The organism is Pseudomonas yangonensis (assembly GCF_009932725.1).
Lineage (GTDB): Bacteria > Pseudomonadota > Gammaproteobacteria > Pseudomonadales > Pseudomonadaceae > Aquipseudomonas > Aquipseudomonas yangonensis.
Window position 1 is genome coordinate 209788 of sequence record NZ_BLJU01000005.1, and the last position, 24773, is coordinate 234560.

The 24773-nt window shown below is 64.7% G+C and carries 18 protein-coding genes; 11 read left to right on the forward strand and 7 right to left on the reverse strand.

Going from position 1 to position 24773, the window contains the following annotated elements:
* The first annotated feature begins 945 nt into the window (after window positions 1-945).
* Window positions 946-2406, forward strand: a complete 1461-nt coding sequence (locus GYB81_RS09715) for an NCS1 family nucleobase:cation symporter-1 (RefSeq protein ID WP_161865626.1) — start codon at window positions 946-948, stop codon at window positions 2404-2406.
* 4 nt (window positions 2407-2410) lie between these two features.
* Here GYB81_RS09715 and GYB81_RS09720 read toward each other — a convergent pair whose 3' ends face one another.
* Both GYB81_RS09720 and moaA read right to left on the reverse strand, forming a co-directional pair.
* Complete coding sequence (locus tag GYB81_RS09720) at window positions 2411-3250, reverse strand: substrate-binding periplasmic protein (RefSeq protein WP_161865625.1); 840 nt, start codon at window positions 3248-3250, stop codon at window positions 2411-2413.
* Window positions 3251-3292: 42 nt separating this feature from the next.
* The gene (gene moaA / locus GYB81_RS09725; RefSeq protein ID WP_161865624.1) at window positions 3293-4288 is read right to left on the reverse strand and encodes a GTP 3',8-cyclase MoaA; all 996 of its coding nucleotides are present in this window, start codon (window positions 4286-4288) and stop codon (window positions 3293-3295) included.
* A 210-nt stretch (window positions 4289-4498) separates the two neighbouring features.
* On the opposite strand from moaA, the gene GYB81_RS09730 reads away from it, so the two are divergent.
* Window positions 4499-5134 carry a TetR/AcrR family transcriptional regulator gene (locus tag GYB81_RS09730; RefSeq protein ID WP_161865644.1) on the forward strand — a complete coding sequence of 212 codons (636 nt, stop codon included), beginning with the start codon at window positions 4499-4501 and terminating at the stop codon, window positions 5132-5134.
* A 215-nt stretch (window positions 5135-5349) separates the two neighbouring features.
* Here GYB81_RS09730 and GYB81_RS09735 read toward each other — a convergent pair whose 3' ends face one another.
* Together GYB81_RS09735 and GYB81_RS09740 are read right to left on the reverse strand one after the other, a co-directional pair.
* Window positions 5350-5784, reverse strand: coding sequence for a GlcG/HbpS family heme-binding protein (locus GYB81_RS09735; protein ID WP_161865623.1), 435 nt, complete (start codon window positions 5782-5784; stop codon window positions 5350-5352).
* A gap of 182 nt (window positions 5785-5966) precedes the next feature.
* On the reverse strand, window positions 5967-6881 hold the full coding sequence (locus GYB81_RS09740; RefSeq protein WP_013715037.1) for a LysR family transcriptional regulator: 915 nt from the start codon (window positions 6879-6881) through the stop codon (window positions 5967-5969).
* Window positions 6882-6992: 111 nt separating this feature from the next.
* Here GYB81_RS09740 and gcl point away from each other — a divergent pair, with 111 nt between their 5' ends.
* The 8 genes from gcl to GYB81_RS09780 all read left to right on the forward strand — a co-directional run bounded on the left by gcl (window position 6993) and on the right by GYB81_RS09780 (window position 18150).
* Window positions 6993-8768, forward strand: a complete 1776-nt coding sequence (gene gcl / locus GYB81_RS09745) for a glyoxylate carboligase (RefSeq protein ID WP_161865622.1) — start codon at window positions 6993-6995, stop codon at window positions 8766-8768.
* A gap of 114 nt (window positions 8769-8882) precedes the next feature.
* Window positions 8883-9665 (forward strand): hydroxypyruvate isomerase, encoded by a 783-nt coding sequence (hyi, locus tag GYB81_RS09750; protein ID WP_161865621.1) that lies wholly within the window; start codon window positions 8883-8885, stop codon window positions 9663-9665.
* A gap of 140 nt (window positions 9666-9805) precedes the next feature.
* Entirely contained in the window at window positions 9806-10696 is an 891-nt protein-coding gene (locus tag GYB81_RS09755; RefSeq protein ID WP_161865620.1) for a 2-hydroxy-3-oxopropionate reductase, read from the forward strand.
* 342 nt (window positions 10697-11038) lie between these two features.
* Window positions 11039-12358 (forward strand): glycerate kinase type-2 family protein, encoded by a 1320-nt coding sequence (locus tag GYB81_RS09760; RefSeq protein WP_161865619.1) that lies wholly within the window; start codon window positions 11039-11041, stop codon window positions 12356-12358.
* Between the two features lie 208 nt (window positions 12359-12566).
* Window positions 12567-13982 carry a pyruvate kinase gene (pyk, locus tag GYB81_RS09765; protein WP_161865618.1) on the forward strand — a complete coding sequence of 472 codons (1416 nt, stop codon included), beginning with the start codon at window positions 12567-12569 and terminating at the stop codon, window positions 13980-13982.
* A 175-nt stretch (window positions 13983-14157) separates the two neighbouring features.
* Window positions 14158-15057, forward strand: coding sequence for an urea transporter (locus GYB81_RS09770; RefSeq protein ID WP_161865617.1), 900 nt, complete (start codon window positions 14158-14160; stop codon window positions 15055-15057).
* Between the two features lie 185 nt (window positions 15058-15242).
* Entirely contained in the window at window positions 15243-16838 is a 1596-nt protein-coding gene (locus GYB81_RS09775; RefSeq protein WP_233787539.1) for a hypothetical protein, read from the forward strand.
* A 286-nt stretch (window positions 16839-17124) separates the two neighbouring features.
* On the forward strand, window positions 17125-18150 hold the full coding sequence (locus GYB81_RS09780) for a DNA topoisomerase IB (RefSeq protein WP_012018988.1): 1026 nt from the start codon (window positions 17125-17127) through the stop codon (window positions 18148-18150).
* Window positions 18151-18452: 302 nt separating this feature from the next.
* On the opposite strand, the gene GYB81_RS09785 is transcribed toward GYB81_RS09780, so the two are convergent.
* From GYB81_RS09785 to GYB81_RS09795, 3 genes are read right to left on the reverse strand one after another with little or no spacing between them, the layout of a single operon-like run.
* Window positions 18453-19916 (reverse strand): efflux transporter outer membrane subunit, encoded by a 1464-nt coding sequence (locus GYB81_RS09785; RefSeq protein ID WP_161865616.1) that lies wholly within the window; start codon window positions 19914-19916, stop codon window positions 18453-18455.
* The gene (locus tag GYB81_RS09790) at window positions 19913-22957 is read right to left on the reverse strand and encodes an efflux RND transporter permease subunit (RefSeq protein WP_161865615.1); all 3045 of its coding nucleotides are present in this window, start codon (window positions 22955-22957) and stop codon (window positions 19913-19915) included. The genes GYB81_RS09785 and GYB81_RS09790 overlap by 4 nt, the downstream gene beginning before the upstream one ends.
* A gap of 4 nt (window positions 22958-22961) precedes the next feature.
* Window positions 22962-24041: an efflux RND transporter periplasmic adaptor subunit gene (locus tag GYB81_RS09795; RefSeq protein ID WP_161865614.1), complete on the reverse strand. Its 1080-nt coding sequence runs from the start codon at window positions 24039-24041 to the stop codon at window positions 22962-22964.
* Window positions 24042-24319: 278 nt separating this feature from the next.
* On the opposite strand from GYB81_RS09795, the gene GYB81_RS09800 reads away from it, so the two are divergent.
* On the forward strand, window positions 24320-24682 hold the full coding sequence (locus tag GYB81_RS09800; RefSeq protein ID WP_161865613.1) for a cupin domain-containing protein: 363 nt from the start codon (window positions 24320-24322) through the stop codon (window positions 24680-24682).
* Window positions 24683-24773 lie beyond the last annotated feature (91 nt).

The following is a 24773-nucleotide window of genomic DNA, read 5'->3' on the forward strand; positions in this document are numbered from 1 at the left end:
TGAAGGAGACTGTTCGGTACCTTGAAAAAAGCTGCGCTTCGCACAGCGATGCACGAACTGCCCCTTCGCAAAGGTTACTGCTATACAACGGCCACAAAACCAGCACATGCTGGAATCTAAGCCTCATGGTCCAAATTGAAGCGGTCGTCATGGGCGAACACGTCCTTGAATCTGGAGGCCAAGCTGCACTGTCTCCGAGCCGAAGTGAGGTGTGCCTCAGTATAATGGCGCATTTGAGTAACGAGGTTATTGATCGCCCCCGTTTCGAGCAAGCCAATCTGCGGCGGGACGATAACCGATGCGAAAGCCAGTGACATCCCCTTTCGCTGATTGCCGCTGCGCCCCCCTTAGACAGCCAAACCGCAGCGGCGATGATAGGTCACCTTAATCAACCATCGGACCACAGTTTATGTTCAACGAGGCACGAAAGAAGGCTTTATGCGTCTTGAGCCGTAAAAAACGGCAACCGATAGATGTTGATTAAGACATGCCCTTGACAGAGCCCTAGTAAGGCTCCGCCGTTTCTTCAAGAGCCTCGAGCCGCCTTGCCAGCGCCCTCCACCAGCACCTTACCAGCCTATCTCTACGACTTCCGGACTCGGATTATTTCCTCACCAAACCCGCGCTCCATGCCGTTCCTGCACCGCATCGGCGCGGAATCGGGCCGTTTTATCCGGCTTTTTCATCAACGCCTTGCAAGCACGCAACTGACCGCAAGGTCAAGTTTTTGATCACAAGAATGCTGTTTTTTGTGTGCAATTTATCCGAAAGCCATATTCAGCAACGAATTTTCTGTGTACAAGACAAACAGGTTCCTACCGAAATACTGTTGAAATGACTGTATACACAGATTCAGTCATGACGCGAATACAAATTCGGAACGAAACCTGCAGACAAACCTCCTCATACGCCATCGCGGCGCAAGAACAAAACTGGGAGCTGTCCATGTCCAATGCCGAAGATTTCCGCATCAAACACATCGATACCTCGCTGCACAATGAGGATCTCGCCCCCCTGGCTCCCGAGAAACGTACCTGGGGCTGGTTCGAGATCTTCAATGTCTGGTCGAACGACATTCAGAGCCTGTTCGGCTACACCCTGGCGGCGACACTGTTTATCTCTTACGGCCTAAATGGCTGGGCGGTATTGGCCGGCATCGTCCTTGCCGGCTTCATCGTCATGGGCCTGGTACAGCTGACCGGCAAACCCAGCGTCAAGTACGGCATTCCCTTCCCGGTGTTCGCCCGCGCCAGCATGGGTGTGCGCGGCGCCAACTTCCCCGCCCTGGTACGCGGTATCGTCGCCATCTTCTGGTACGGCGTGCAGACCTACTTCGCCTCCACCGCGGTGGCGCTGCTGCTCAATTCGCTGCTGCAACCGCAGGACCCGGCCGTATACATGGGCCTGACCGCCATCGGCTGGCTGTCCTACGTGATCGTCTGCCTGTTCCAGGTGGCGTTGTTCGTCTGCGGCATGAGCTGGATCACCCGCTTTCTCAACTGGGCCGGGCCGCTGGTCTACGTGGTGATGATCGCGCTGATGGGCCTGATCTGGTACAAGGCCGGCCCCAGCCTGCTCAGTGAACTGGGCAACATCTTCAGTGGTACGGGCGAATACAAGGCCGGCCCGGTGGCTGCCTTCTTCGCAGTAGTCGGGACCATGGTCGCCTACTTCGCCGCGGTGGTGATCAACTACGGCGACTTCGCCCGCTTCGTCAAAAGCGAGAAGCAAATGACCATCGGCAACTTCCTCGGCCTGCCGGTGAGCCTGGCGTTCTTCTCGCTGATCGCCCTGGTGATCACCGCCGGCACCGTGGTGGTGTTCGGCGAGACGCTGACCAACCCCACCGACATCGTGGCGCGCGTCGACAACCTGACCCTGACCATCATCGCCGCGCTCACCTTCTTCGCCGCGACCGTGGGCATCAACCTGGTGGCCAACTTCATCCCGCCGGCCTACGACCTGGCCAACCTGGCCCCGGCGCATATCAGCGCGCGCACCGGCGGCTTCATCACCGCCGGCATCGCCTTCTTCATCGGCGCATTGTGGGTCGCCTTTATCAGCAGCGTCGGCATCGCCGCCTTCGTCGACACTCTGGGCGCCGTGCTCGCGCCGCTGTACGGCATCATCGTCGCCGACTACTACCTGGTGCGCCGGCGCAAGCTCGACCTGCAGCAGCTGTTCAGTGCTGAAGTCGGTTCCGCCTACTACTTCGATGGCGGCTGGAACCGCAAGGCGCTGATCGCCTTCGCCATCGGCTCGGTGTTCTCCGTCGCCTCGGTCTGGGCGCCGGCACTGAGCCAGCTGTCGGGCTATGCCTGGCTGCTTGGCGCCCTGCTTGGCGCAGTGCTGCACTATGGCCTGATGCACGGCCAGGCGCAGGCGCTGAAACGCGCTACCGTCTGAACCCTCATCGAGCGGACGAAGCCGGTGCCTGTGCGCCGGCTTTGGCTTTCTGGCGTTCGAGAAAGTCCACCTTCCATTGCTCGACGCCCATGTATTCGCTATCCAGGTTGGCCTCAACGCGGTGACTCGCCTTGAGCGTCGCGACCTGAGCCGAGCGCTCGCTGAGGAAATGATCGAAGCGGGCGATCAGTTGCGGATGACGCTGGCTCGACAGATGAAAACTGCCGCGGGTGTGCGGCAAGCTGGGATCGAACACCAGCGCACCGGGCCGCGCGCGGATGTTGTCCAGATAATGCGTGGCCACCACCACATTGAAATAGGCGCCATCGGTGTCCTGCTTCAAGGCCTGGCGGATCATCTGGCGCAGATCGTCGCTGTAGCTCAGCTGGATCTGCCCGCTGTCGATGGCTTGCTCGTAACCGCGCGGCGTCCAGCCCTGGACCATGGCCAGGCGATGAACCTTCTCCAGCGCCTGGCCCTGACGCTGTGGCGCTACCAGCACACCGTCGACATAGGCGACCACGGCCCGGCTGTAATACAACGTCACGCCCGCCTTCTGCGCGCCGGCCCAGTGCGGGCTGTCGGGATACTTGAAGTCGATCTCGCCGCGCTGCAGGGCCGGCATCAGTTGATCCACCGGCAGAGCCCTGTAGGTCAGGCTGACACCGCTATCGGCGGCGAAGGCATCCAGCACCTCACGCGCGAAGCCACGGTATTGCCCATCGGCATCGAGGCTGTAGTGCGGCGCGAACGGCAGGTCCTCGACGCCGACCACATAGGTCTGGGCCAGGACATTCGGGCTCATCAGAACGGTAGATAACAGACACAGTCGTACGGGCTTCACGCAGAGCCTCCTTATTGTTGTTGTGAGAATCAGAAAGCGGGACTATCCGCCGGTCATGCTCATGAAGCGCACCACCTGGACCTGCTCGTCGGTGGCGAAGTGGTGTCTTTCGGGCTTCAGGCGCAGTGCCTCGACCAGAGCCTGACGCAGGCGTTCACCGTCGCCCGGATGGGCGCGCAACAGGCGCTTGAGATCCAGCGCGTTGTCGTGGCCAAGGCAGAGCACCAGCTTGCCCTCGGCGGTGACCCGCACACGATTGCAGTCGCCGCAGAAGTTGTGACTGTGCGGCGAGATAAAGCCGACTCGCGTATCGCTACCGACCACCTGCCAGTAGCGCGAGGGGCCGCCGGTTACGGTGCTGCTACGCAGCAGCGAGTGCCGCTGCTCGATACGCTGGCGCACCTCGTCGCTGGAGCAGAAGGTCTGCTCACGACTGTGGCTCACCACGCTGCCCAGCGGCATTTCCTCGATAAAGCTGATATCCAGACCACGGTCGATGGCGAACTCGACCAGATCGAGCACCTCGTCGTCGTTACGCCCGCTCTGCACCACGCTGTTGAGCTTGATCCTGTCGAAGCCGGCAGCACGCGCCGCGTCGATACCCGCCAGTACCTGGCCGAGTTTGTCGCGGCGGGTGAAGGCGGCGAAGCGCTCGCGCCGCAGCGAATCCAGGCTGATGTTCAGCCGGCGTACACCGGCCGCACGCAACTGCGGTGCGAGCGCGGCCAGCTGCGAACCGTTGGTGGTAATGGCCAGGTCATCCAGCTCGTCACGCTCGCCCAGGCGCTGCAGCAGGCTCAGCAGATTCTTGCGCACCAGCGGCTCGCCACCGGTGATGCGAATACGCCGTACGCCAAGGCCGATGAAGGCGTCGGCCACGGCGTAGAGCTCTTCCAGGCTGAGAATCTGCGCGCGCGGCGCGAACTGCATGTCTTCGCTCATGCAGTAGGTGCAGCGAAAATCGCAGCGGTCGGTCACCGACAAACGCAGGTAGGTGATGCGTCGACCGAAGGGATCGACGAGCTGACTGGTATTCACGTTGGTCTCCTGCAGCGTCGCGCGCCGAGACTTTTGCTCATGGATGTAACTGCTCGGGATAAGAACAGAAAAGCCATTTCCTGTACACAGAAATTTGACCCACAAGTCAGCTAAGCGCTGCGCAGCCCGTGGCCGCTGCCTTGAGCCTCGCGCAAAGCCGGTGCTACCATGCCCGACCGCCGCTCGGCGGCAGAGAAGACACAGGGCCTTATGACCAGCATTCGCGAGCGCAACAAAGAGCTCATCCTGCGCGCAGCCAGCGAGGAGTTCGCCGACAAGGGCTTCGCCGCCACCAAGACCAGTGACATCGCGGCCAAGGCAGGCCTGCCCAAGCCCAACGTCTACTACTACTTCAAATCCAAGGAAAACCTCTACCGCGAGGTCCTGGAAAGTATCGTCGAGCCGCTGCTGGCCGCCTCTGCCCCCTTCAACCAGCCGGGCCACCCGAGCGAAGTCCTGACTGCCTACATCCGCTCGAAGATCCGCATTTCCCGCGAGCTGCCGCATGCCTCCAAGGTGTTCGCCAGCGAGATCATGCACGGTGCGCCGCACCTGTCACCGGAACAGACCGAACAGCTCAACGCACAGGCCAAACACAACATCGCCTGCATCCAGCACTGGATAGACCAGGGCCTGATGGCAAAGGTCGACCCACATCATCTGCTGTTCAGCATCTGGGCTGCGACTCAGACCTACGCCGACTTCGACTGGCAAATCTCCACCGTCACCGGCAAGGCCAGCCTGGACGACGCCGATTACGAAGCCGCGGCGCAGACCATCATTCGCCTGGTGCTCAAAGGCTGTGACGTCGACCCGAAGGCCTCCGAACTGGTAAGCAGCGTCTAGGTGACTGTCCGTCTCAGTATGGATCGCGCTCTACCGATACACCTCTGGTGGATGTAAAAGGCGACATCCACCCTACGCAGCCCTGTAAACCGTGGGAGGCGCTTTAGCGGCGACGCTTCAATGCCCCAGTCGCGGCTGAAGCCCCTCCCACAGTCGTAGCCGGATGCAATCCAGGGCATCGCGCAGCCGCGATCAAGGCGGTGCGCAAAGCCTCCCTACGCCCCCGCATCCGCCTTCAGCCCAAGAGATTCCAGCGCGCTGACCGCACACTGCTCATCGATGTCCGAGGTGTCGCCGGTGATGCCGACGGCGCCGATCACCTGCCCCTGCGCGTCACGGATCAACACCCCACCCGGGGCCGGCACCAGGCTGCCCTGGGCCAGATTGTTCACCGCACCGATAAAGGCCGGGCGCTGCTGCGCATCGGCGGCGATCAGGCGCGAGCCCTTGCCCAGGGCCAGCGCGCCCCAGGCCTTGCCGATGGCGATCTGCGGACGCAACAGGCTGGCACCATCCTCACGCTGCAGGCTGATCAGATGCCCGCCGGCATCCAGCACCGCCACCGTCAGCGGCGCAGCGTGAAGCTCACGCCCGACGGCGAGCGCGTTGTGGGTAATGCTCACGGCTGTGGACAGGTTAAGCGCATTCATAAGGAGTCTCCGAAAACCGAACAGGAAGTCACCGCACGCACCAATGACGACGTGCGACATGAGAAAGCGCCTTATGCAATAGCCGAACAGAAGGATTGTTTCAACAAAAAAGAACAAAATAAATTGAAAATGTACACAATAAACTTATCTGATAAAAACAAGACAAGTATCGAATAACCTCTTCACCCTCCCCGTACTTCCCAGTACCCCGGCGCGTTGTAGATGTCCTTCAGGTAGTCGATGAAAAAGCGCACCTTGGCCGGCAGGTAACGTTGCTGTGGGTATACCGCCTGGATGTCATAGGCCGGGATTTCGTAATCATCGAGCACCGTGACCAGCTCGCCGGCCTTCAACTCCGCCTGGATTTCCCAGGTCGAGCGCCAGCCGATCCCCAGCCCCTGCTTGACCCAGTCGTAGAGCAGTTCGCCGTCGTTGCAATCGAGGTTGCCGGCCACCTTCACCGCCACCTGGCGTCCGTCGCGCAGGAAGGTCCAGCCACGCTGCTGACCCCCCTGCAGGTTGAACGCCAGGCAATTGTGCCGCGCCAGGTCTTCGAGGGTGCGCGGCACGCCATGCAGCTCGAAGTAACTGGGCGCACCACAGACCACGCGGCGGTTGGGGAAGAGCTTGACCGCAACGTAGTTGGGATCGGTCACCTCGCCGATGCGGATGCCCATGTCGTAACCCTGGCGCACCAGGTCGACCAGGCTGTCGGTGAAGTTGAACGACAGCTTCAGGTCCGGGTAGCGCTTGAGAAATGCCGGAGCATGAGGCGCGATATGCCGCCTGCCGAACGCCGCAGGCGCGGATACCACCAGGTGCCCGCGCACCGACCTGCCCCCACGGGCCACGCTGGCGTCGGCCTCGTCGAAGTCTTTGAGCAGGGCGCGGGCGCGATCGAGGTACTGCTCACCGAGGTCGGTCAACTGCAGGCCACGTGTGGAGCGATGCATCAGCTTGACGCCCAGGTGGCGCTCCAGCGCGTCCAGGCGGCGCCCCATGACCACCGGGGTGACACCTTCGCTCAGCGCAGCTGCGGCAAAGCTGCCGTTGTCGGCTACCAGAACGAAACTGCGGATGAGGGTATGACGGTCCATTCGGTACTCCAGGTATCGACAGAACTGAAGTATCCAACAATTCCGCCGCACCGGTACAGCCGTCATCCTTGCTCCCAAGAAGAAAAACCACTGACTCGGAGAACAATGGTCATGGCCAGAATGAGAGCAATCGAGGCAGCCGTACTGGTGATGCGCCGCGAAGGCGTCGATACCGCGTTCGGCGTCCCCGGCGCTGCCATCAACCCCCTGTATGCCGCCCTGAAGAAACTCGGTGGCATCGATCACGTCCTGGCCCGTCACGTCGAAGGCGCTTCGCACATGGCCGAGGGTTACACCCGCACCAATGCCGGCAATATTGGCGTGTGCATCGGCACCTCGGGCCCGGCCGGCACCGACATGGTCACCGGCCTGTACTCGGCCTCCGCCGACTCCATCCCGATCCTGTGCATCACCGGCCAGGCGCCGCGTGCGCGCATGCACAAGGAAGACTTCCAGGCGGTGGACATCACCAGCATCGTTGGCCCGGTGACCAAGTGGGCCACCACCGTGATGGAGCCCGGCCAGGTGCCGCGCGCCTTCCAGCGGGCCTTCCATGAAATGCGCAGCGGCCGCCCCGGCCCGGTGCTGATCGACCTGCCGTTCGACGTGCAGATGGCCGAGATCGAATTCGATATCGATGCCTACGAGCCGCTGCCGGTAGCCAAGCCGAGCACCAGCCGCGTCCAGGCCGAGAAGGCCATCGCCATGCTCAACGAGGCCGAGCGCCCGCTGCTGGTCGCCGGTGGCGGCATCTTCAACGCCGATGCGGCGGACAAGCTGGTGGAGTTCGCCGAGCTGACCGGCGTACCGGTGGTGCCGACCCTGATGGGCTGGGGCGCGATCCCCGACGACCACAAGCTGATGGTCGGCATGGTCGGCCTGCAGACCTCGCATCGCTACGGCAACGCCACCCTGCTCGCCTCCGACCTGGTGTTCGGCATCGGCAACCGCTGGGCCAACCGCCACACCGGCTCGGTCGACGTCTACACCGAGGGCCGCAAGTTCATCCACGTCGACATCGAACCGACGCAGATCGGCCGCGTGTTCAACCCGGATCTGGGCATCGTTTCTGACGCCGGTAGCGCACTGAATGCCTTCCTCCAGGTGGCCCGCGAGTGGAAAGCCGCCGGCAAGCTGAAGGACCGCAGTGCCTGGGTCGAAGCCTGCCGCGAGCGCAAGCGCACCCTGCAGCGCAAGACCCACTTCGACAACGTGCCGGCCAAGCCGCAGCGCGTGTACGAGGAAATGAACGAAGCCTTCGGCAAGGACACCTGCTATGTCAGCACCATCGGTCTGTCGCAGATCGCCGGCGCGCAGTTCCTCCACGTGTACAAGCCGCGCCACTGGATCAACTGCGGCCAGGCAGGTCCCTTGGGCTGGACCATTCCGGCAGCCCTCGGCGTGGTCAAGGCCGACCCGACTCGCAACGTGGTGGCGCTGTCCGGCGACTACGACTTCCAGTTCATGATCGAGGAGCTGGCCGTCGGCGCGCAGTTCAACCTGCCGTACATCCACGTGCTGGTGAACAACGCCTACCTGGGCCTGATTCGCCAGGCGCAGCGCGGCTTCGACATCGACTACTGCGTGCAGCTGGCGTTCGAGAACATCAACGCAGAGGAGCTGGGTGGTTACGGCGTCGATCACGTCGCCGTGGTCGAGGGCCTGGGCTGCAAGGCGATCCGCGTGTTCGACCCGAACGAGCTGCAGAACGCCTTTGCCGAAGCCAAGCGCCTGATGGCCGAGCACCGCGTACCAGTGGTGGTCGAGGTGATCCTGGAGCGTGTCACCAACATCTCCATGGGCACCGAGATCAACGCCATCAACGAGTTCGAGGAACTGGCCGAGCGCGGCGTCGACGCCCCGACCGCCATCTCGCTGCTGGATTGATCCGTACGCCGGGCTTGCCAAGCGCACCCGGCTACCACGACGTAGCCCGGATGCAATCCGGGAAGACCGCAACACCGCCCCGGATTGCATCCGGGCTACGACAAGGAGCACACCATGCCCCGTTTTGCTGCCAACCTGTCCATGCTGTTCACCGAAGTGGACTTCCTGGACCGTTTCGCCGCTGCCGCCGAAGCCGGTTTCAGCGGCGTGGAATACCTCTTCCCCTATGACTTCGCGGTGGAAGAAATCAAGGCCCGCCTGGACGCCAACAAGCTGGAACAGGTGCTGTTCAACCTGCCGGCCGGCGACTGGGGCAAGGGTGAGCGCGGCATCGCCTGCCATCCGGATCGCGTCGAGGAATTCCGCGCCGGCGTCGACAAGGCCATCGCCTACGCCAAGGTGCTGGGCAACAAGCAGATCAACTGCCTGGCCGGCATCCGCCCGCAGGGCGTGGATTGCGCGACCGTCGAGAAGACCTTCGTCGACAACCTGCGCTATGCGGCCGACAAGCTTGCCGGCGCCGGTATCCGCCTGGTGATGGAAGCCATCAACACCCGCGACATCTCCGGCTTCTACCTCAGCACCACCCAACAGGCCCTGGACATCCGCAACAAGGTCGGCAGCACCAACCTGTACCTGCAGTACGACATCTACCACATGCAGATCATGGAAGGTGACCTGGCCCGCACGGTTGAGAGCAACCTGGCCGCCATCAACCACGTGCAGCTGGCCGACAACCCGGGTCGCAACGAGCCGGGTACCGGCGAGATCAACTACCGCTTCCTCTTCGAGCACCTGGATCGCATCGGCTACCAGGGCTGGATCGGCTGTGAATACAAGCCGGCAACCACCACCGCTGCCGGCCTCGGCTGGATGAAAAGCCACAACGTGATCTGACGGCCGCATATGTAGGAGCGGATTCATCCGCGAACACCGGCGCAGCCGGTGCCATCACCGCGCTGTCTGCTTCGCGGGTAAACCCGCTCCTACAGGGCTCTGCGGCATCTGATTCAACACTTAAGACGAGGTTATCTCTCATGGCAAAAATCGGATTTATCGGCACCGGCATCATGGGCAAACCCATGGCGCAGAACCTGCAGAAAGCCGGCCATACCCTGTTCCTTTCCGAGCATCACGACCCGGCTCCGGCCGACCTCGTAGCTGCCGGGGCTATCGCGCTGGCCAACCCGCAGGAAGTCGCTCAGGAAGCCGAATTCATCATCGTCATGGTCCCGGACACCCCGCAGGTCGAGGACGTGCTGTTCCGCGCGGACGGCGTTGCCAGCGGTGTTGGCAGCGGCAAGGTGGTGATCGACATGAGCTCGATCTCGCCCTCCGCCACCAAGGCCTTCGCCGAGAAGATCAAGGCCACCGGCGCCGCCTACCTTGACGCCCCGGTATCCGGCGGCGAAGTCGGTGCCAAGGCCGCGACCCTGTCGATCATGGTCGGCGGCTGCCCGAACGCCTTCGAACGCGCACTGCCGCTGTTCCAGGCCATGGGTAAGAACATCACCCTCGTCGGCGGCAATGGTGACGGCCAGACCGCCAAGGTGGCCAACCAGATCATCGTCGCGCTGAACATCCAGGCGGTGGCCGAAGCGCTGCTGTTTGCTGCCAGGAACGGCGCCGACCCGGCCAAGGTGCGCGAGGCGCTGTCCGGTGGTTTCGCCGGCTCGAAGATCCTCGAAGTGCATGGCGAGCGCATGATCAAGGGCACCTTCGATCCGGGCTTCCGCATTAGCCTGCACCAGAAGGACCTCAACCTGGCGCTGTCCGGCGCACGCGAGCTGGGCCTGAACCTGCCCAACACCGCCAATGCTCAGCAGGTGTTCAGCACCTGCGCGGCCCTCGGCGGCAGCGGCTGGGACCACTCCGCCCTGATCAAGGGTCTGGAGCATATGGCCAACTTCAATATCCGCGGCGAGTAACAGAGCGCCCTCTCCCCCGGCCCCTCTCCCGTAAACGTGAGAGGGGAGACAAGCAGTTCGGCGTTACACGGATTTTCGGCGTACGCCAAGCCAGTCCCCTCCCATAAATGGGAGAGGAAGAGACAAGCAGCTTGGCGTTGCACGGACTTTCGGCTTACGCCAAGCCAGTCCCCTCTCCCATTTATGGGAGAGGGTTAGGGAGAGGGGCTTTGCTTCTGGCCCACCCTTTCGACCTTCCTGGCAGGAGGTGTCACGGCCCGATTGCCAGGTTGGTCGATTCCATTCCCCAGATGCTGCGCGCGGCATCTGCGGACTGGAATCGATCTGCAAGAGACCACCGCCATGACCTTCGACCCGCAACGCCTGCTGCGCGACCTGTTCGCCACCGCCATCGCTGCTGCCCATCCGCGCCAGGTACTGGCCGATCATCTGCCTGTCGACCGCAGCGGTCGTGTCATCGTCATCGGCGCCGGCAAGGCCGCCGCAGCGATGGCCGAGGTGATCGAGCAACAGTGGCAGGGCGAAGTCAGCGGCCTGGTGGTGACCCGCTACGAGCACGGCGCCGATTGCAGGAAGATCGAAGTGGTGGAAGCCTCCCACCCGGTGCCGGACGATGCCGGCGAGCGCGTGGCGCGCCGCGTGCTGGAGCTGGTGTCGAACCTGGCCGAAGACGACCGGGTGATCTTCCTCCTCTCCGGCGGCGGCTCCTCGCTGCTGGCCCTGCCGGCCGAAGGCATCAGCCTCCAGGACAAGCAGGCGATCAACAAGGCGCTGCTCAAATCCGGCGCCACCATTGGCGAGATGAACTGCGTGCGCAAGCACCTCTCGGCGATCAAGGGTGGCCGCCTGGCCAAGGCCTGCTGGCCGGCGACCGTCTACACCTACGCCATCTCCGACGTGCCCGGCGACGAGGCTACGGTGATCGCCTCCGGCCCCACCGTGGGCGACCCGACCACCTCGGCCGAAGCCCTGGCCATCCTCGCCCGTTACGGCATCGACATTCCCGCCAACGTGCGCGCCTGGCTGGAAGATCCGCGCTCGGAAACGGTCAAGCCGGGCGACCCGGTACTCGCCCGTAGCCACTTCCAGCTGATCGCCACCCCGCAGCAGTCGCTCGACGCCGCCGCAGCCAAGGCCGAAGCGGCCGGCCTGCCGGTGCTGATTCTTGGCGACCTGGAAGGCGAGTCGCGCGATGTGGCCAAGGTGCATGCCGGCATCGCTCGCCAGGTGCAGCTGCACGGCCAGCCGATCAAGCCGCCGTGCGTGATCCTCTCCGGTGGCGAAACCACCGTCACCGTGCGTGGTAATGGTCGCGGCGGGCGCAACGCCGAATTTCTCCTGAGCCTCACCGAGAGCCTCAAGGGCCTGCCCGGCGTCTACGCGCTGGCCGGCGACACCGACGGCATCGACGGTTCCGAAGACAACGCCGGCGCCATCATGACGCCCTACAGCTACGCCCGCGCCGGAATCAAGGGCCTGAGCGCCCGCGACGAGCTGGACAACAACAACGGCTATGGCTACTTCGCCGCCCTCGACGAGCTGATCGTCACCGGCCCGACCCGCACCAACGTCAACGATTTCCGCGCCATTCTGATTGTAGGGGCTGTTGACGCTCCGCTCGCGGCCGCGCCGGAACCTGCTTTTGCGCGAGACAAGGTGTGAAAAGAGATTTGTATTGCAAATAAATGACGAGTAGCACAGCGCGCAAAAACAGCCCCGGCCCTCCGGGTTGCGCGGCAAATGACGCCATGCGTCGTTACGGAACTTGGCAAGGGGACACCATTCCCTGCGTCCCGTGCCTAGCCTGGCGCCATTTGGCGCAGCAACGCGACTCGCGCCGAAACGTCAACAGCCCCTAGAGCCCTGCCCAATGAACGCCGACAAGAAAGTAAAGATCCTCGCCACCCTCGGCCCGGCCATCCGCGACGCCGCGCATATCCGCCAGTTGGTGGAGGCCGGGGTCAACCTGTTCCGCCTCAACTTCAGCCATGGCGAACACGCCGACCACGCACAGCGCTACCAGTGGGTGCGCGAGGTGGAGCGCGAGCTGAACCAGCCCATCGGCATTCTCATGGACCTGCAGGGGCCGAAGCTGCGCGTCGGCCGCATCAAAGGCGGCAAGGTGCATCTGGTCAATGGCCAGAGCCTGCGCCTGGATCTGGACGCCACGCCCGGCGACGCCAGCCGGGTCAACCTGCCCCATCCGGAAATCATCGAAGCCCTGCAGCCGGGCATGAGCCTGCTGCTGGACGACGGCCGCCTGCGCCTGAAAGTGACCGGCAAGCAGGCTGATGCCGTAGACACCTGCGTCATCGCCGGTGGCGAGCTGTCCGACCGCAAGGGCGTCAACGTCCCCGAGGCGGTGCTGCAGCTGTCGCCACTGACCGAGAAGGATCGTCGCGACCTGGCCTTCGGCCTGGAGCTGGGCGTGGACTGGGTGGCGCTGTCCTTCGTACAGCGCCCCGAGGACATCGTCGAAGCCCGTGAGCTGATCGGCGGCAAGGCCTTCCTGATGGCCAAGATCGAGAAGCCCTCGGCGGTGCAGCACCTCGAAGAAATCGCCCGTCTGTGCGACGCCATCATGGTGGCGCGCGGCGATCTGGGCGTGGAAGTGCCGGCCGAGAACGTGCCGCGCATTCAGAAGGATATCGTGCGCACCTGCCGCCAACTGGGCCGCCCGGTGGTGGTCGCCACGCAGATGCTGGAATCCATGCGCTTCTCCCCGGCGCCGACCCGCGCCGAGGTCACCGACGTGGCCAACGCCGTGGCCGAAGGCGCCGATGCGGTGATGCTGTCGGCCGAGACCGCCTCCGGCGACTACCCGCTGGAAACCGTGCACATGATGAGCAAGATCATCCGCCAGGTGGAGAACGGCCCGGACTACCAGAGCCAGCTCGACGTCGGTCGCCCGCAGGCCGAGGCCACCGCCAGCGACGCCATCAGCTGCGCCATCCGCCGCATCAGCTCGATCCTGCCGGTGGCGGCATTGGTCAACTACTCGGAATCCGGCAGCTCCAGCCTGCGCGCCTCGCGTGAGCGGCCCAAGGCGCCGATCTTGAGCCTGACGCCGAGCCTGACCACGGCCCGCCGCCTGACCGTGGCCTGGGGCATCTACTCGGTGGTCAACGAGCGCCTGCGCCGGGTCGAGGAAGTCACCAGCACCGCGCTGGAGATCGCCCAGGCCCAGGGCATGGCCAAGCGCGGCGAAACCGTGGTGATCACCGCCGGCGAACCCTTCGGCCAGCCCGGCAGTACCAACAGCCTGAGGATCGAAACGCTGCAGTGACGTCCGTAGCCCGGATGAAATCCGGGGGAAATGTTCCGCCCCCTGCCCCGGATTACATCCGGGCTAGGCACTGAGCCGGCGCGAACTACACCGCTCCTCCGGGCCACACGGACGGCTCCCCTCTCCCATTTATGGGAGAGGGGCTGGGGGAGAGGGCTCTCATGGCCAATACATCATGTCCCCATTACCAACATCCCACGTCATCCTGCAAAGCCTGCGCGCCCTGCTCTGCGGCTTCGCCCAGATCTTCCTGCAACAGAGCCCCGGCTGCGGAGCACTGGTGCTGCTCGCCATCCTGATCGGCGCACCCGAACTGCTGCCCGGTGCCCTGCTCGGCGGCCTGACCTCGATGCTGATTGCGCAACGCCACGGCTACCCCAAGGCGGACATCGCCATCGGCCTGTACGGCTACAACGGCGCCTTGCTAGGCCTGCTGCTCAGCCTGAAACTGCCATGGACGCCGCTGCTACCGGTGCTGATCGTCGCCAGCGCCGCCCTGTCCAGCCTGCTGCTGTCGCACTGGATGCGGCGCATGCGCCAGCATGGCTGGCTGCCCGCCTTCACCTTTCCCTTCGTGCTGCTGGGTTGGCTGTTGCTGGCGCTGTTCGCCCCACCCGATCAACCACATACAGCCCCATCGCACTCAGTTGAGCTCGAGGCTGCACAACTGCTGCAGGCCATCCTGCGTGGCCTGGGTCAAGTGATCTTCCTCGACTCGCCACTGGCCGGCCTGTGTCTGCTTATCGGTTTGCGCCTGGCCGATGGCCGCACGGCGCTGTGGGCGCTGCTGGGTTCCAGCGGAGGCCTTGCCCTGGCGATAGCGCATGGCTGGCCCAGCGATGCCGCCCTGGCCGGACTCCACGGCTACAACGCCACCCTCGCCGCCATCGCCCTGGCCCAGGTGTATCGCTGCGCCCTCGTGCCTGCTGGGGGAATCGTTCTCGCCCTGCTCCTGCAAGCCGGTTTCAGCGCACTGGGCCTATCAGCGCTGACCATGCCCTTCATCCTCGCCTGCTGGCTAATCAAAGCCTTTGCGCTGAGGTGGCAACGGGCAGTGAACAACAGAGTTTCATGACGCAGCGCTGAAATGCGACAAACAGCAGATGAACTCAGGCACGCAATAGCGCTCAGAATTTTCAGCCGTCAGGTTTATCGGCGGTGACCTTACTGGGTCAGCCCGGTTGTCTCTACCGAATGATCGGTATCGCGGAGCAGAATCGACCGAAGCCAGATAAAAATACGCACAGGGAGCGTTGCCCAATGATCCTCGAAAACAAGACAGGCGGATTGTCCGCTTTCGCGCTTGCTCTATTGGCCGGCTCGCTATCGTCAGCAGCGAGCGCTACGGATGCCGAATTCAACGCCACGCTTTCCGAGGCAGCCACTCGGGTGATGACGGCGCGGACGATCAAGGATCTTTGCGACGAACGCAGCCCGCAAAGCGAAAGCGCGCGACGCGATGCCTTGGCAAGCTGGAGCCATCGCAACGACATCGCCGACTACGACCAAGTCATTAGCGAACTGGTGCGCAGTAGCGAAGCGTTTCGCAAGGAAATGGAAAGCAACCTCGCGCGGGCCCGCACCCAGATCGCGCCACTGCTTGCTGCAGACCCCGCACCCTGTGCCGACCTGGCGACATTCCTCGCTGACGAGAAGTACGCCATCAAACCCCTCGTGCGCAAAATGCGCCGCCTCGCCGGCAACTACGGGCTGGACCTGGCGCAACCGGTAGCGGATTCGCCGCCAGGCAAGCTGCCGGTCATGGGGTTGGCGCACCTCACGGTACTGGCCGAGGCCGAGATGGCCAAGGTCGGCTCTTACGCGGGGGCGCTCGAGGATCGGAATCTGCGCAAAGCACGTGAGGATCGCCTGGAATCCTATCTGCAAAATCAGGGCGCGGTCGCCGGTTACGGTCGCGTCGTTTCCGACAATCGCCTGCGCGAGTGGCGCGGGGCTCGTCAATCGCGCTTCTCGCTATCCTGCCGCAGCTTCAAGGACAACACGCATAAAGCGCGGATGAACGAGTCACGCGGCAAGGACATGGTCGTCATTGGCCGGGTGCGCAATGTGATCGAAGGCAAGAACGCCGAGATCTCGCTGCGTGACTGCCAGCTCTTCACCCTGGAGCAAACCGGTGCGTCCCTTGCTCGAGTGGATGATCAGTCCGGTCTCGTGCACAGGCCACCGGAGGCCAACGAGGTGCATGCCGGACCGGGTAAAGGTATCGCCATGGCCGACGTCGATCGCGTGCTCTACGTCGCGGACTTCGCTCACCGTCTGGACGGTTTCGGCAATGGCTACACCAGCCGCGACGAGGATATCTATGTCCTGCTGTCGGACGCGAGCGCCTATCGCCATACCTGGAAATTCCCCTTTACAGACCTGGATGTGAGCGCCTCGAAGAGCCGCGAGCCAGAGAACTGGTTCACCTGGTCAAAGAACTGGACAGGCGAAATCGCGCTATCGCGTGACGGAGAGAAGGTCGACCTTTCCAAAGCACAGGAACTGGCACCGCTGCCGGCCGATACGCGGCTCCACCACAGCTATTACTTCCTCAATGTCGGCATGGGCGGCGCCCGCAGCGATCGCTCCTTCGTGTTCCGCTCCGATGGAACCGTCACGCACAAGCGCAGCGGCTTCGTCGCGGGAAGATTCGCCACCAGCTACATCATCACCGGCAGCAATCGCGACGACAGCGTTACCTCAAACTACCGCTTCGAGGATTACGCCCTGGTACTGTCGAGCCCTCATGGAGAGGAGCGCCGCTTCTTCGCAGTGTTCGACGATGCCGACAAGAGCAAGCCGGAGGACGTCATCGTCGACGGTCAGGTGTACTGGACGCGCAAGAAGGAGTAGCGCCAGCGCGGTCATCGGCGAAGAGGCTGGGCCGTGCATGAATCCCGAAGCCATGATGGAACAGATCATGCCGACGCTACCGATTCTGCACGATCGCTCGCCAGGTCGCGCAGCGATATCGGGCCATGTACCGCGACCTTCTGCTTCGGCAAGAAGTGAACTCCCGCTGCGTTCGGCGGGCTAAGTCATATCTGCCATGACGAGCGACGCCGATGCCCGGCCTTGTCCTTTACCCGACCCTGGCCCTTTCACCACTTGTCTACCCACACTCTCAGGGGGGGCGACGATGAGCCTGGCACCTGGCGACATCGAACTACCGGCCGACCTGCGCTATGTCGACGACAGCATGCCGGGCATCAGCCGCCGCAAGCTGCGTGGCAAGTTCTGCTACTTCGACACGCAGGGCCAGCGCATCCGCGACCCCAAGGAGGTGGCTCGCATCAATGCCCTGGCAGTGCCGCCCGCCTACACCGATGTCTGGATCTGCCCACTGGCCAACGGTCATCTGCAGGCAACCGGCCGCGATGCCCGCGGGCGCAAGCAATACCGTTACCACGCCCGCTGGCGCGAAATCCGCGATGCGGACAAGTACGCCAGCCTGCTGGCATTCGGCAAAGCCCTGCCGGCGCTGCGCGAAGCGCTGCAGCAGCACCTGAACCTGCGCGAACACCGCCGCGAGAAGGTGCTGGCAACCGTGATCATGCTGCTGGACAACACCCTGATCCGGGTCGGCAACGCCCGCTACGCGCGGGACAATCGCTCCTATGGGCTGACCACCCTGCGCAACCGTCACGTCGAGGTGCAAGGCAACACCATACGCTTTCACTTTCGTGGCAAGAGCGGCATCGAGCATGAGGTGCAGGTCAACGATCGACGCCTGGCGCGCATCATCCAGCGCTGTCTGGAACTGCCCGGGCAACACCTGTTCCAGTATCTGGACGAGCATGGCGAGCGTCGCGCGGTGACCTCCACCGATATCAACGAGTACCTGCGTGAACTCACCGGCGCCGACTTCACCGCCAAGCACTACCGCACCTGGGCCGGCAGCGCGCTGGCCCTGACGCTATTGCGCGAACTCGAATGGCAGCCGGAAAGCGCAGCCAAGAAGCATGTGGTGGCCATGGTCAAGGAGGTGGCGCAACAGCTGCGCAATACGCCGGCGGTCTGCCGCAAGTGCTACATCCATCCGGCGCTGATCGATGCCTTCCTCGCTGGCGAGCTGGCCGGCATCCGACTGGCGACATCGCGCAAGGGCCTGCGCGCCGAAGAAAGCCTGCTGATGCGCTTTCTGGAAAAACTGCCGCCCGCTTGAGCCTGATGCCCGGGGATGTTCTGAACACCAAGGCTGCACGACGCCTACCGGACGCAGAACGTCCGAGGGTCACGTACCCACACGGAGCTTGGCAACGGATCAACCGGACATGTGGCTTCTGTAGGAGCGGCTTCAGCCGCGATTATCTTGCACCGCATGATGCCGAGTAGCGCTGAAGCCTAGGCCCCAAGGACACAAGCGCTCCGGGGCGAGCCCACGCAGAGCGTGCCGACGATCCTGGCAGCGATTCGCGGCTGAAGCCGCTCATACAGAGGCGGCACATCGGCGCTCTGCCGCCGCGATCACTCCCCAGCGCCAGTATCCGCAGCCTGCACGCCCCCCGCCTGCCAGCCACCGCCCAGCGCTACGTACAACGCCACCTGCGCGGTCGCCAGTGCGGTGCGGCCTTCCAGTGCGCGCTGGCGCGCCTGCAGTGCGCCACGCTGGGCGTCCAGCACCTCGCTCAGGTTCGCCTCGCCCAGCTCGTAGCTGCGCTGCGCCAGCCGGTGCGCGCGCTCGCGGTGCGCGCGGGTGCGGCTGAGGGCAGCGTGCCGACGCTGTTGTCCGGCAATGCGCGTCAGGCCGCGTTCGACCTCCTCCAGCGCGCGGGCCAAGGCCTGCTCGAAGGCGATGTAGGCGCCCTCACCTTCGGCATCGGCCAGTTCGATGGCAGCGCCACGGTTTGCATAGTCCAGCAGCGGCAGACCGAAGGTGGCGCCGACCCGGGCGAAGTTCGAAGCGCTGGAAATGGTGTCGCCCAACGCGAAGCCGGAGCGCCCCACGGCAGCCTGTACCGCCAGTTTAGGGAACAGGTCGCGGCGGGCGGCCAGTGCCTGCAGTTCGGCGGCATCCAGCCGCGCCGCTTCGGCGATCAGGTCCGGGCGACGGCGCAACAGGTCGATGGGCTGACCGGCGGCGATGCGCGATTCGGCCAACGGCACCGCCGTACTGGCAGCGAGCTGGACGGCGGTACTGCCCGGCGGCTCGGCGAGCAGGGTATCCAGCGCCAGCTGCGCTTCGGCCAGGTGGATGTCCAGCTCGTCCAGGTCGGCTTCCAGCGATGCGCGTTCGGCGGATGTGGCCTCCACGTCCAGCCGCGTCACCTCGCCGGCATGAAACAGCAGCCCGGCGATGCGCTCCAGTTCGCGCGCCACTTCGATGCCTTCGACCAAGAGCGCGCGCTGCCCCTGCAGCGCGCGCAGCTGCAGATAGCCCTGCGCGGTGTTGGCAGCCACGGCCAGGCGTGCGGCCACCGTCTGCGCCTCGGCCGAACGCAGTTGCTGGGCGGCGCTGTCGCGCCGGGCTCGGGTGGCGCCGAACAGGTCCAGTTCCCAGGTCGCCTGCAGCGCCAGTTCCCAGCTGTCGAAGGCGATCGGGTCGTCATCCGGGATGAAGTCGGCCAGCGGGCTGCCGGGTTCGGCGTCCTGGTCGTTCTCGATCCACTGGCGGCTGGCCGAGCCCGGCAAATCGAAGCTCGGCAGCAGGCCGGCGCGCGCCTGGCGCAGCTGCGCGCGGGCGCTGTCGACCCGCGCCATGGCCAGGCGTACATCATGGTTCTGCTGCATGGCGCGGTGGACCAGCGCGGTGAGCTGCGGGTCGTGGAACTGACGCCACCAGCTGGCCAGCGACTCGGCATCGGCCGGGTGGGCGCCGGCGGCGCTGAACCAGGTATCCGGCAGTTGCGGCGCCGGATGCTGCGGGGCGCTGGAGCAGGCGCTCAGGGCCAGGGCGAGCAGCAGCGGAGCGGCCAGGGCCTTGGCAGTCATGCGGTTTCCTCCGGGCGCACTTTCATCAGCAGCAGGTACAGGCAGGGCACGGCCAGCAGCGTCAGCAGCGTGGCGAAGCCCAGGCCGCCCATGATGGTCACCGCCATGTTGGCGAAGAACGGGTCGAACAGCAGCGGCACCATGCCCAGCACCGTGGTGCCGGCGGCCATCGTCACCGGGCGCAAACGCGAGGCCGAAGCCTCGATGATGGCGGTCAGGCGCGGCACCTCGGCGGCGATCTGCCGGTCGATTTCGTCCACCAGCACCACGGCGTTCTTGATCAGCATGCCGGTCAGGCTGAGCAGGCCGAGCAGCGCCATGAAGCCGAAGGCCTGACCGGTGAGCAGCAGGCCGAAACTCACGCCGCAGATGGCCATGGGCACCACTGCCCAGATCATCAGCGGCTGACGCACCCTGGCGAACAGCAGCACGGTGACCAGCACCATCGCCAGATAAGGCACCGCCAGCGTGCTGGCCAGCGCCTGCTGGGCATCGGAGGACTGCTCGTAGTCGCCGCCCCATTTCAGGCTGTAGTTCACCGGCAGCTCGATGCCCTCGATCAGCGGACGGATGCGCTCATGCGCCTCGTTGGTGTTCTCGCCGTCGCGCGGTTCGGCGCGGATGGAGATGGTGCGCTCGCGGTCGTAGCGCACGATGATGCCGTCCTCGCTGCTCGGTTCGATGCGGTCGGCGACCTGCGCCAGCGGCACGTAACCGTTGCCGGCCGGGCTCCAGATCAGCCGCTGCAGCAGGTTGTCGGCGTCGATGCGGTCATCCGGCGCGGCGCGCAGCAGCACCGGGATCAGCTCGTCGCGCTCGCGCAGCAGGCTGACGCGCTGGCCCTCGCTGCCGGCAGCCAGTGCGCGCGCCACCGCCTGGCGGGTCAGCCCGGCATCGGCGAGGCGATCCAGCGCCAGCTGCGGGCGCAGCACCAGCACCGGCTGACGCCAGTCGTCGCGCACGTTGAGCACCTGGCCCTGCTCCTGCAGGCGCTTGCGCCCCTCGGCGGATATCTCGCGCAGCACCTCGATGTCCGGGCCGCTGATGCGCGCCTCCAGCTTGGCCTCGGCATTGGGGCCGAACATGAACTGGGCGGCGCTGACGTCCGCCGATGGATAGCGCTGCGGCAACTCCTGGTTGATCTGCCGGACCAGGCCGTCGATCCGCTCGGCATCCTCGGTGCGCACGAGAAAGTGCATCAGCGAGGCATTCGGCTGCTCCGGCATGTAGGTGAGCATGAAGCGCGAGGCCCCGGCGCCGATGAAGCTCGACACATCGCTCACGCCGTCCTGCTCGGCCAGGTACTGCTCGACCTCGTTGGCAGCGCGCGCGGTATCGCGGATATGCGTGCCCTGCGGCAGGAACAGGTTGACGTAGAACAGCGGCGTGCTCGACGGCGGGAAGAAGCTCTGCGGCAGGCGGGTGAAGATCACCGCGCTGATCACCGTCAGCACCAGCAGCGCGCCGATGGTCAGATTCGGCCGGCGCAGCACGCCTGTAGCCAGCCGGCGATAGCGCGCGTACCAGGGGCCGTCGTATGCGGCATCGGCATCCTCGTCGGCGCCGGCATTGCGCAGCAGGTAATGGCCGAACAGCGGTACCAGCAGCAGGGCCAGCAACCAGCTGAGCAGCAGCGACACGGCGATGACGAAGAACAGCGAGAAGAGGAACTCGCCGGTGGTGTCCTGGGACAGGCCGATGCCGGCGAAGGCCAGGATGCCGATGATGGTTGCCCCCAGCAGCGGCCACTGCGTCTGTTGCAGCGTCTGCTGCGACGCCTCGAGAATGCTCTTGCCCTGGCGCTGACGCACCAGCATGCCGTCGCAGACCACCACCGCGTTGTCCACCAGCATGCCCATGGCGATGATCAGTGCGCCGAGGGAAATCCGCTCCAGCTCGATGCCGACCAGCCACATCACCAGCAGCGTGCCGAGCACGGTGAGAAACAGCACCGCGCCGATGATCACGCCGGCGCGCAGGCCCATGGCGATGCACAGCACACCGACCACGATGGCCACCGAGAGAAAAACGTTGAGGGCGAAGCTGTTCACCGACTCGTCGACGATGCGGTGCTGCTCGTAAAGCGGGTGCAGCTCGGCGCCCAGCGGCATGCGGTGCTCAACGGCCTGCAGCACTGCCTCGACGCTGTGCCCGACCTCGACGATGTTCGCCCCGGACACCCCGCTGATACCCAGCGTCAGCGCTGGCTGGCCGTTGTGGCGGATGATCTGCTGCGGCCGCTCGGCGTAGTCGCGCGAGAGCTTGGCGATGGCGCCCAGCTCGACCCGCTGCGGACCCTGGCCGACCGGCAGCGCGCGCAGCTCCTCCAGAGAATCGAATGCCCCGCTGGGGCGCAGGCGCACGAAGAAGTCGCCGGCATTGACGCCGCCGGCCTCCACCGCGGCATCGGTATCGGCCAGCGCTGCGACGATCTCGTCCGGGGCGATGTTCATTGCCGCCAGCTGCGCCTGATCGACCTCCACCAGGATGCGTTCCTCCTGCACGCCGGCGATCTCCACCTTGCCGACGCCGTCGGCGGTGAGCAGCGCGCGGCGCAGGTCCTTGGCCGTTTCGTGCAGTTCCTTCAGCGTCAGACCGTCGCCGGTCAGGGCGTAGAAGATGCCGTAGACATCGCCGAAATCGTCGTTGACCTGCGGCGGCTCGATGCCCGGCGGCAGGTCGCCCTGGGCATCGTTGATCTTGTTGCGCAGCTCGTCCCAGATCTGCGGCAGCGCGTCACCGTCGTAGCGGTCTTGCATCTCCACGCGGATCTCGGCGATGCCCGGCATCGAGCGCGAGCGGATCTCCTTGATCTGCGACATCTGCTGGATGGCGCTTTCCAGCGGCTCGGTCACCTGCTGCTCTACCTCCAGCGCCGTGGCGCCGGGGTACTGCACGTTGACGATGGCCTGCTTGATGGTGAACTCGGGGTCTTCCAGGCGGCCGATCTCGAAGAAGGCGAGGATGCCGCCGAGCAGGCAGGTGAGCACCAGAATCCAGATATTGACCGGCCGAGTGATGGCGTAACGGGCGAAATCCATCGGCTCAGTTCCGCTCCCGCGCTTCGATCGGCTGGTCCTCGTGCAGCTTGCTGCCGCCGGCGACGATGATCGGCAGCTGCGCCTGCAGGCCCTCGCCGCGGATCAGCGCCTGGTCGCCTTCGACCTGCTGCAGCTGCACCACCAGCCGCCGCGCGCGACCTTCATCGGCCTGCCAGATGAAGTGCTTGCCGTCGCTGCCGGTCTGCAGCGCCGACAGCGGCAGGCGAAAGCCCTCCTCCTCTGTCTGTGACTGTGCGGGGCGCTGCAGACTGACGCGCATGGCCATGCCCGGCAGCAGGTTGTAGTCCTCGGGCGGCTCGCCCTGCAGCACCAGCCGGTAGGTGCGCGCACCTTCGCGCGGCTGGGTGCTGTGTTCCTTGTAGCGCAGCGGCAGGCGCAGGTCAGCGATCACCAGCTGCGCTTCGGCCTCAAGCTCGGGCCCGAGCGGAATGCTCAGCGCGGCGCTTTCCGGCAGATCGACGCCGACCTCGATCTGCCGGTTGTCCTGCATCTCGAACACCGGCGTGCCGACCGCTACCACCATGTCCGGCTCGGCCAGGCGGCGCGCCACCACGCCATCGAACGGCGCGTTCAGGGTGCTGTGGTCGATATTGCGCTGGGCGCTGTCGCGCGCCACCCGCGCGGCCACGGTGTTGGCCTCCAGCGCCTCGATGGCGGCGGGGGCGAGAATGCCTTCGGCAAGCAGGGTGCGCTTGCGCGCCAGATCCGCCTCCAGCTGACGCAGGCGCGCCTCGGCTTCACGCAGCTGCAGGCGGTAGTCGGTGCGATCCAGCTCGGCCAGCGGCTGCCCCCGCCTGACACGGGTGCCCTCATCGATCAGGATGCGCTCGATGCGCCCGGCCACCTCGAATGACAGCTGGGTGGTGGTCACGCTCTGCACCACCCCGGAGAAACGCAGCGCCTCGGCCTGCGGCGCGGCGGGCTGCAGCGGCTCGACCAGCGCCACCCGCGGCGGCTCGGGTGCCGGCTCGGCCTCGGAGGAACAGCCGCTGAGCAGCGGCAGCGCACAGGCGACGATCATCAACCAGGACTTGGGCAAGCGGGATGCTGGTATCGATGTCATCGGGACTCCTTGTCTGCGCTGCTTGACGACCACAGGTTCGGGCCGCGGGGACAGACAATAGAGCCCCCTTTATGCGCAGGAGTTCGGCGACAAGTTATGAACACCGGCGTGACCAGGCAGTCGCGCTTCGCCGCATGTACCGAACGCAAGCAGTCCGAAGCAGGCTGAACGCAATGATCAGGACGTTTCCCTGGCTACCGATGCCGCTGCCACGACTGGCTCGTCCCCAGGTCCCTGCTAGCGTGCATTACCTTTCACCCCTATCGAGCGAGAACGACATGCTGCACAGCATCAAGCAAGGCATCACCCTGGACGAACTGGAACTGGCCGGCACCCTCGAGGACATCGGCGTGGAAATGCTCGAAGGCGACAACGCCATGTTCGCCCTGACCACCTTCGCCACCGAAGACGAGTCGGTCAGCGCCGGCTACTTTGGCGTGCGCCGCAGCCGCTTCCGCCTGCCCTACACTTTTCACGAACAGGCTGTGGTGACCCTCGGCGAAGTGAAGATCACCGATGAAGCCACCGGCGAGACGGCGCACTACAAGGCTGGCGACTCCTTCTTCGTTGCCAGTGGCACCAACACCCTGTGGGAAGTGGTGAGCGACAGCTTTACCAAGCATTACCTGGCCGTCGACTGAAACCGCTTCAGAGCAAGCACTCGCTGCCCGGCGCAGTTCGTTGACCGGGCAACGACGCTCCCAAGGCCATGGGACGCATAGCAAAGGATCG

What these genes read in the sequence shown, in the direction of transcription:
- gcl (WP_161865622.1), top strand. Translation starts at nt 6,993, where the DNA reads ATGGCCAGAATGAGAGCAATCGAGGCAGCCGTACTGGTGATGCGCCGC.
- pyk (WP_161865618.1), top strand. Translation starts at nt 12,567, where the DNA reads ATGAACGCCGACAAGAAAGTAAAGATCCTCGCCACCCTCGGCCCGGCC.
- hyi (WP_161865621.1), top strand. Translation starts at nt 8,883, where the DNA reads ATGCCCCGTTTTGCTGCCAACCTGTCCATGCTGTTCACCGAAGTGGAC.
- GYB81_RS09795 (WP_161865614.1), bottom strand. Translation starts at nt 24,041, where the DNA reads ATGACATCGATACCAGCATCCCGCTTGCCCAAGTCCTGGTTGATGATC.
- GYB81_RS09735 (WP_161865623.1), bottom strand. Translation starts at nt 5,784, where the DNA reads ATGAATGCGCTTAACCTGTCCACAGCCGTGAGCATTACCCACAACGCG.
- GYB81_RS09730 (WP_161865644.1), top strand. Translation starts at nt 4,499, where the DNA reads ATGACCAGCATTCGCGAGCGCAACAAAGAGCTCATCCTGCGCGCAGCC.
- GYB81_RS09785 (WP_161865616.1), bottom strand. Translation starts at nt 19,916, where the DNA reads ATGACTGCCAAGGCCCTGGCCGCTCCGCTGCTGCTCGCCCTGGCCCTG.
- GYB81_RS09790 (WP_161865615.1), bottom strand. Translation starts at nt 22,957, where the DNA reads ATGGATTTCGCCCGTTACGCCATCACTCGGCCGGTCAATATCTGGATT.
- GYB81_RS09755 (WP_161865620.1), top strand. Translation starts at nt 9,806, where the DNA reads ATGGCAAAAATCGGATTTATCGGCACCGGCATCATGGGCAAACCCATG.
- GYB81_RS09780 (WP_012018988.1), top strand. Translation starts at nt 17,125, where the DNA reads ATGAGCCTGGCACCTGGCGACATCGAACTACCGGCCGACCTGCGCTAT.
- GYB81_RS09770 (WP_161865617.1), top strand. Translation starts at nt 14,158, where the DNA reads ATGTCCCCATTACCAACATCCCACGTCATCCTGCAAAGCCTGCGCGCC.
- GYB81_RS09715 (WP_161865626.1), top strand. Translation starts at nt 946, where the DNA reads ATGTCCAATGCCGAAGATTTCCGCATCAAACACATCGATACCTCGCTG.
- GYB81_RS09800 (WP_161865613.1), top strand. Translation starts at nt 24,320, where the DNA reads ATGCTGCACAGCATCAAGCAAGGCATCACCCTGGACGAACTGGAACTG.
- GYB81_RS09740 (WP_013715037.1), bottom strand. Translation starts at nt 6,881, where the DNA reads ATGGACCGTCATACCCTCATCCGCAGTTTCGTTCTGGTAGCCGACAAC.
- GYB81_RS09775 (WP_233787539.1), top strand. Translation starts at nt 15,243, where the DNA reads ATGATCCTCGAAAACAAGACAGGCGGATTGTCCGCTTTCGCGCTTGCT.
- GYB81_RS09760 (WP_161865619.1), top strand. Translation starts at nt 11,039, where the DNA reads ATGACCTTCGACCCGCAACGCCTGCTGCGCGACCTGTTCGCCACCGCC.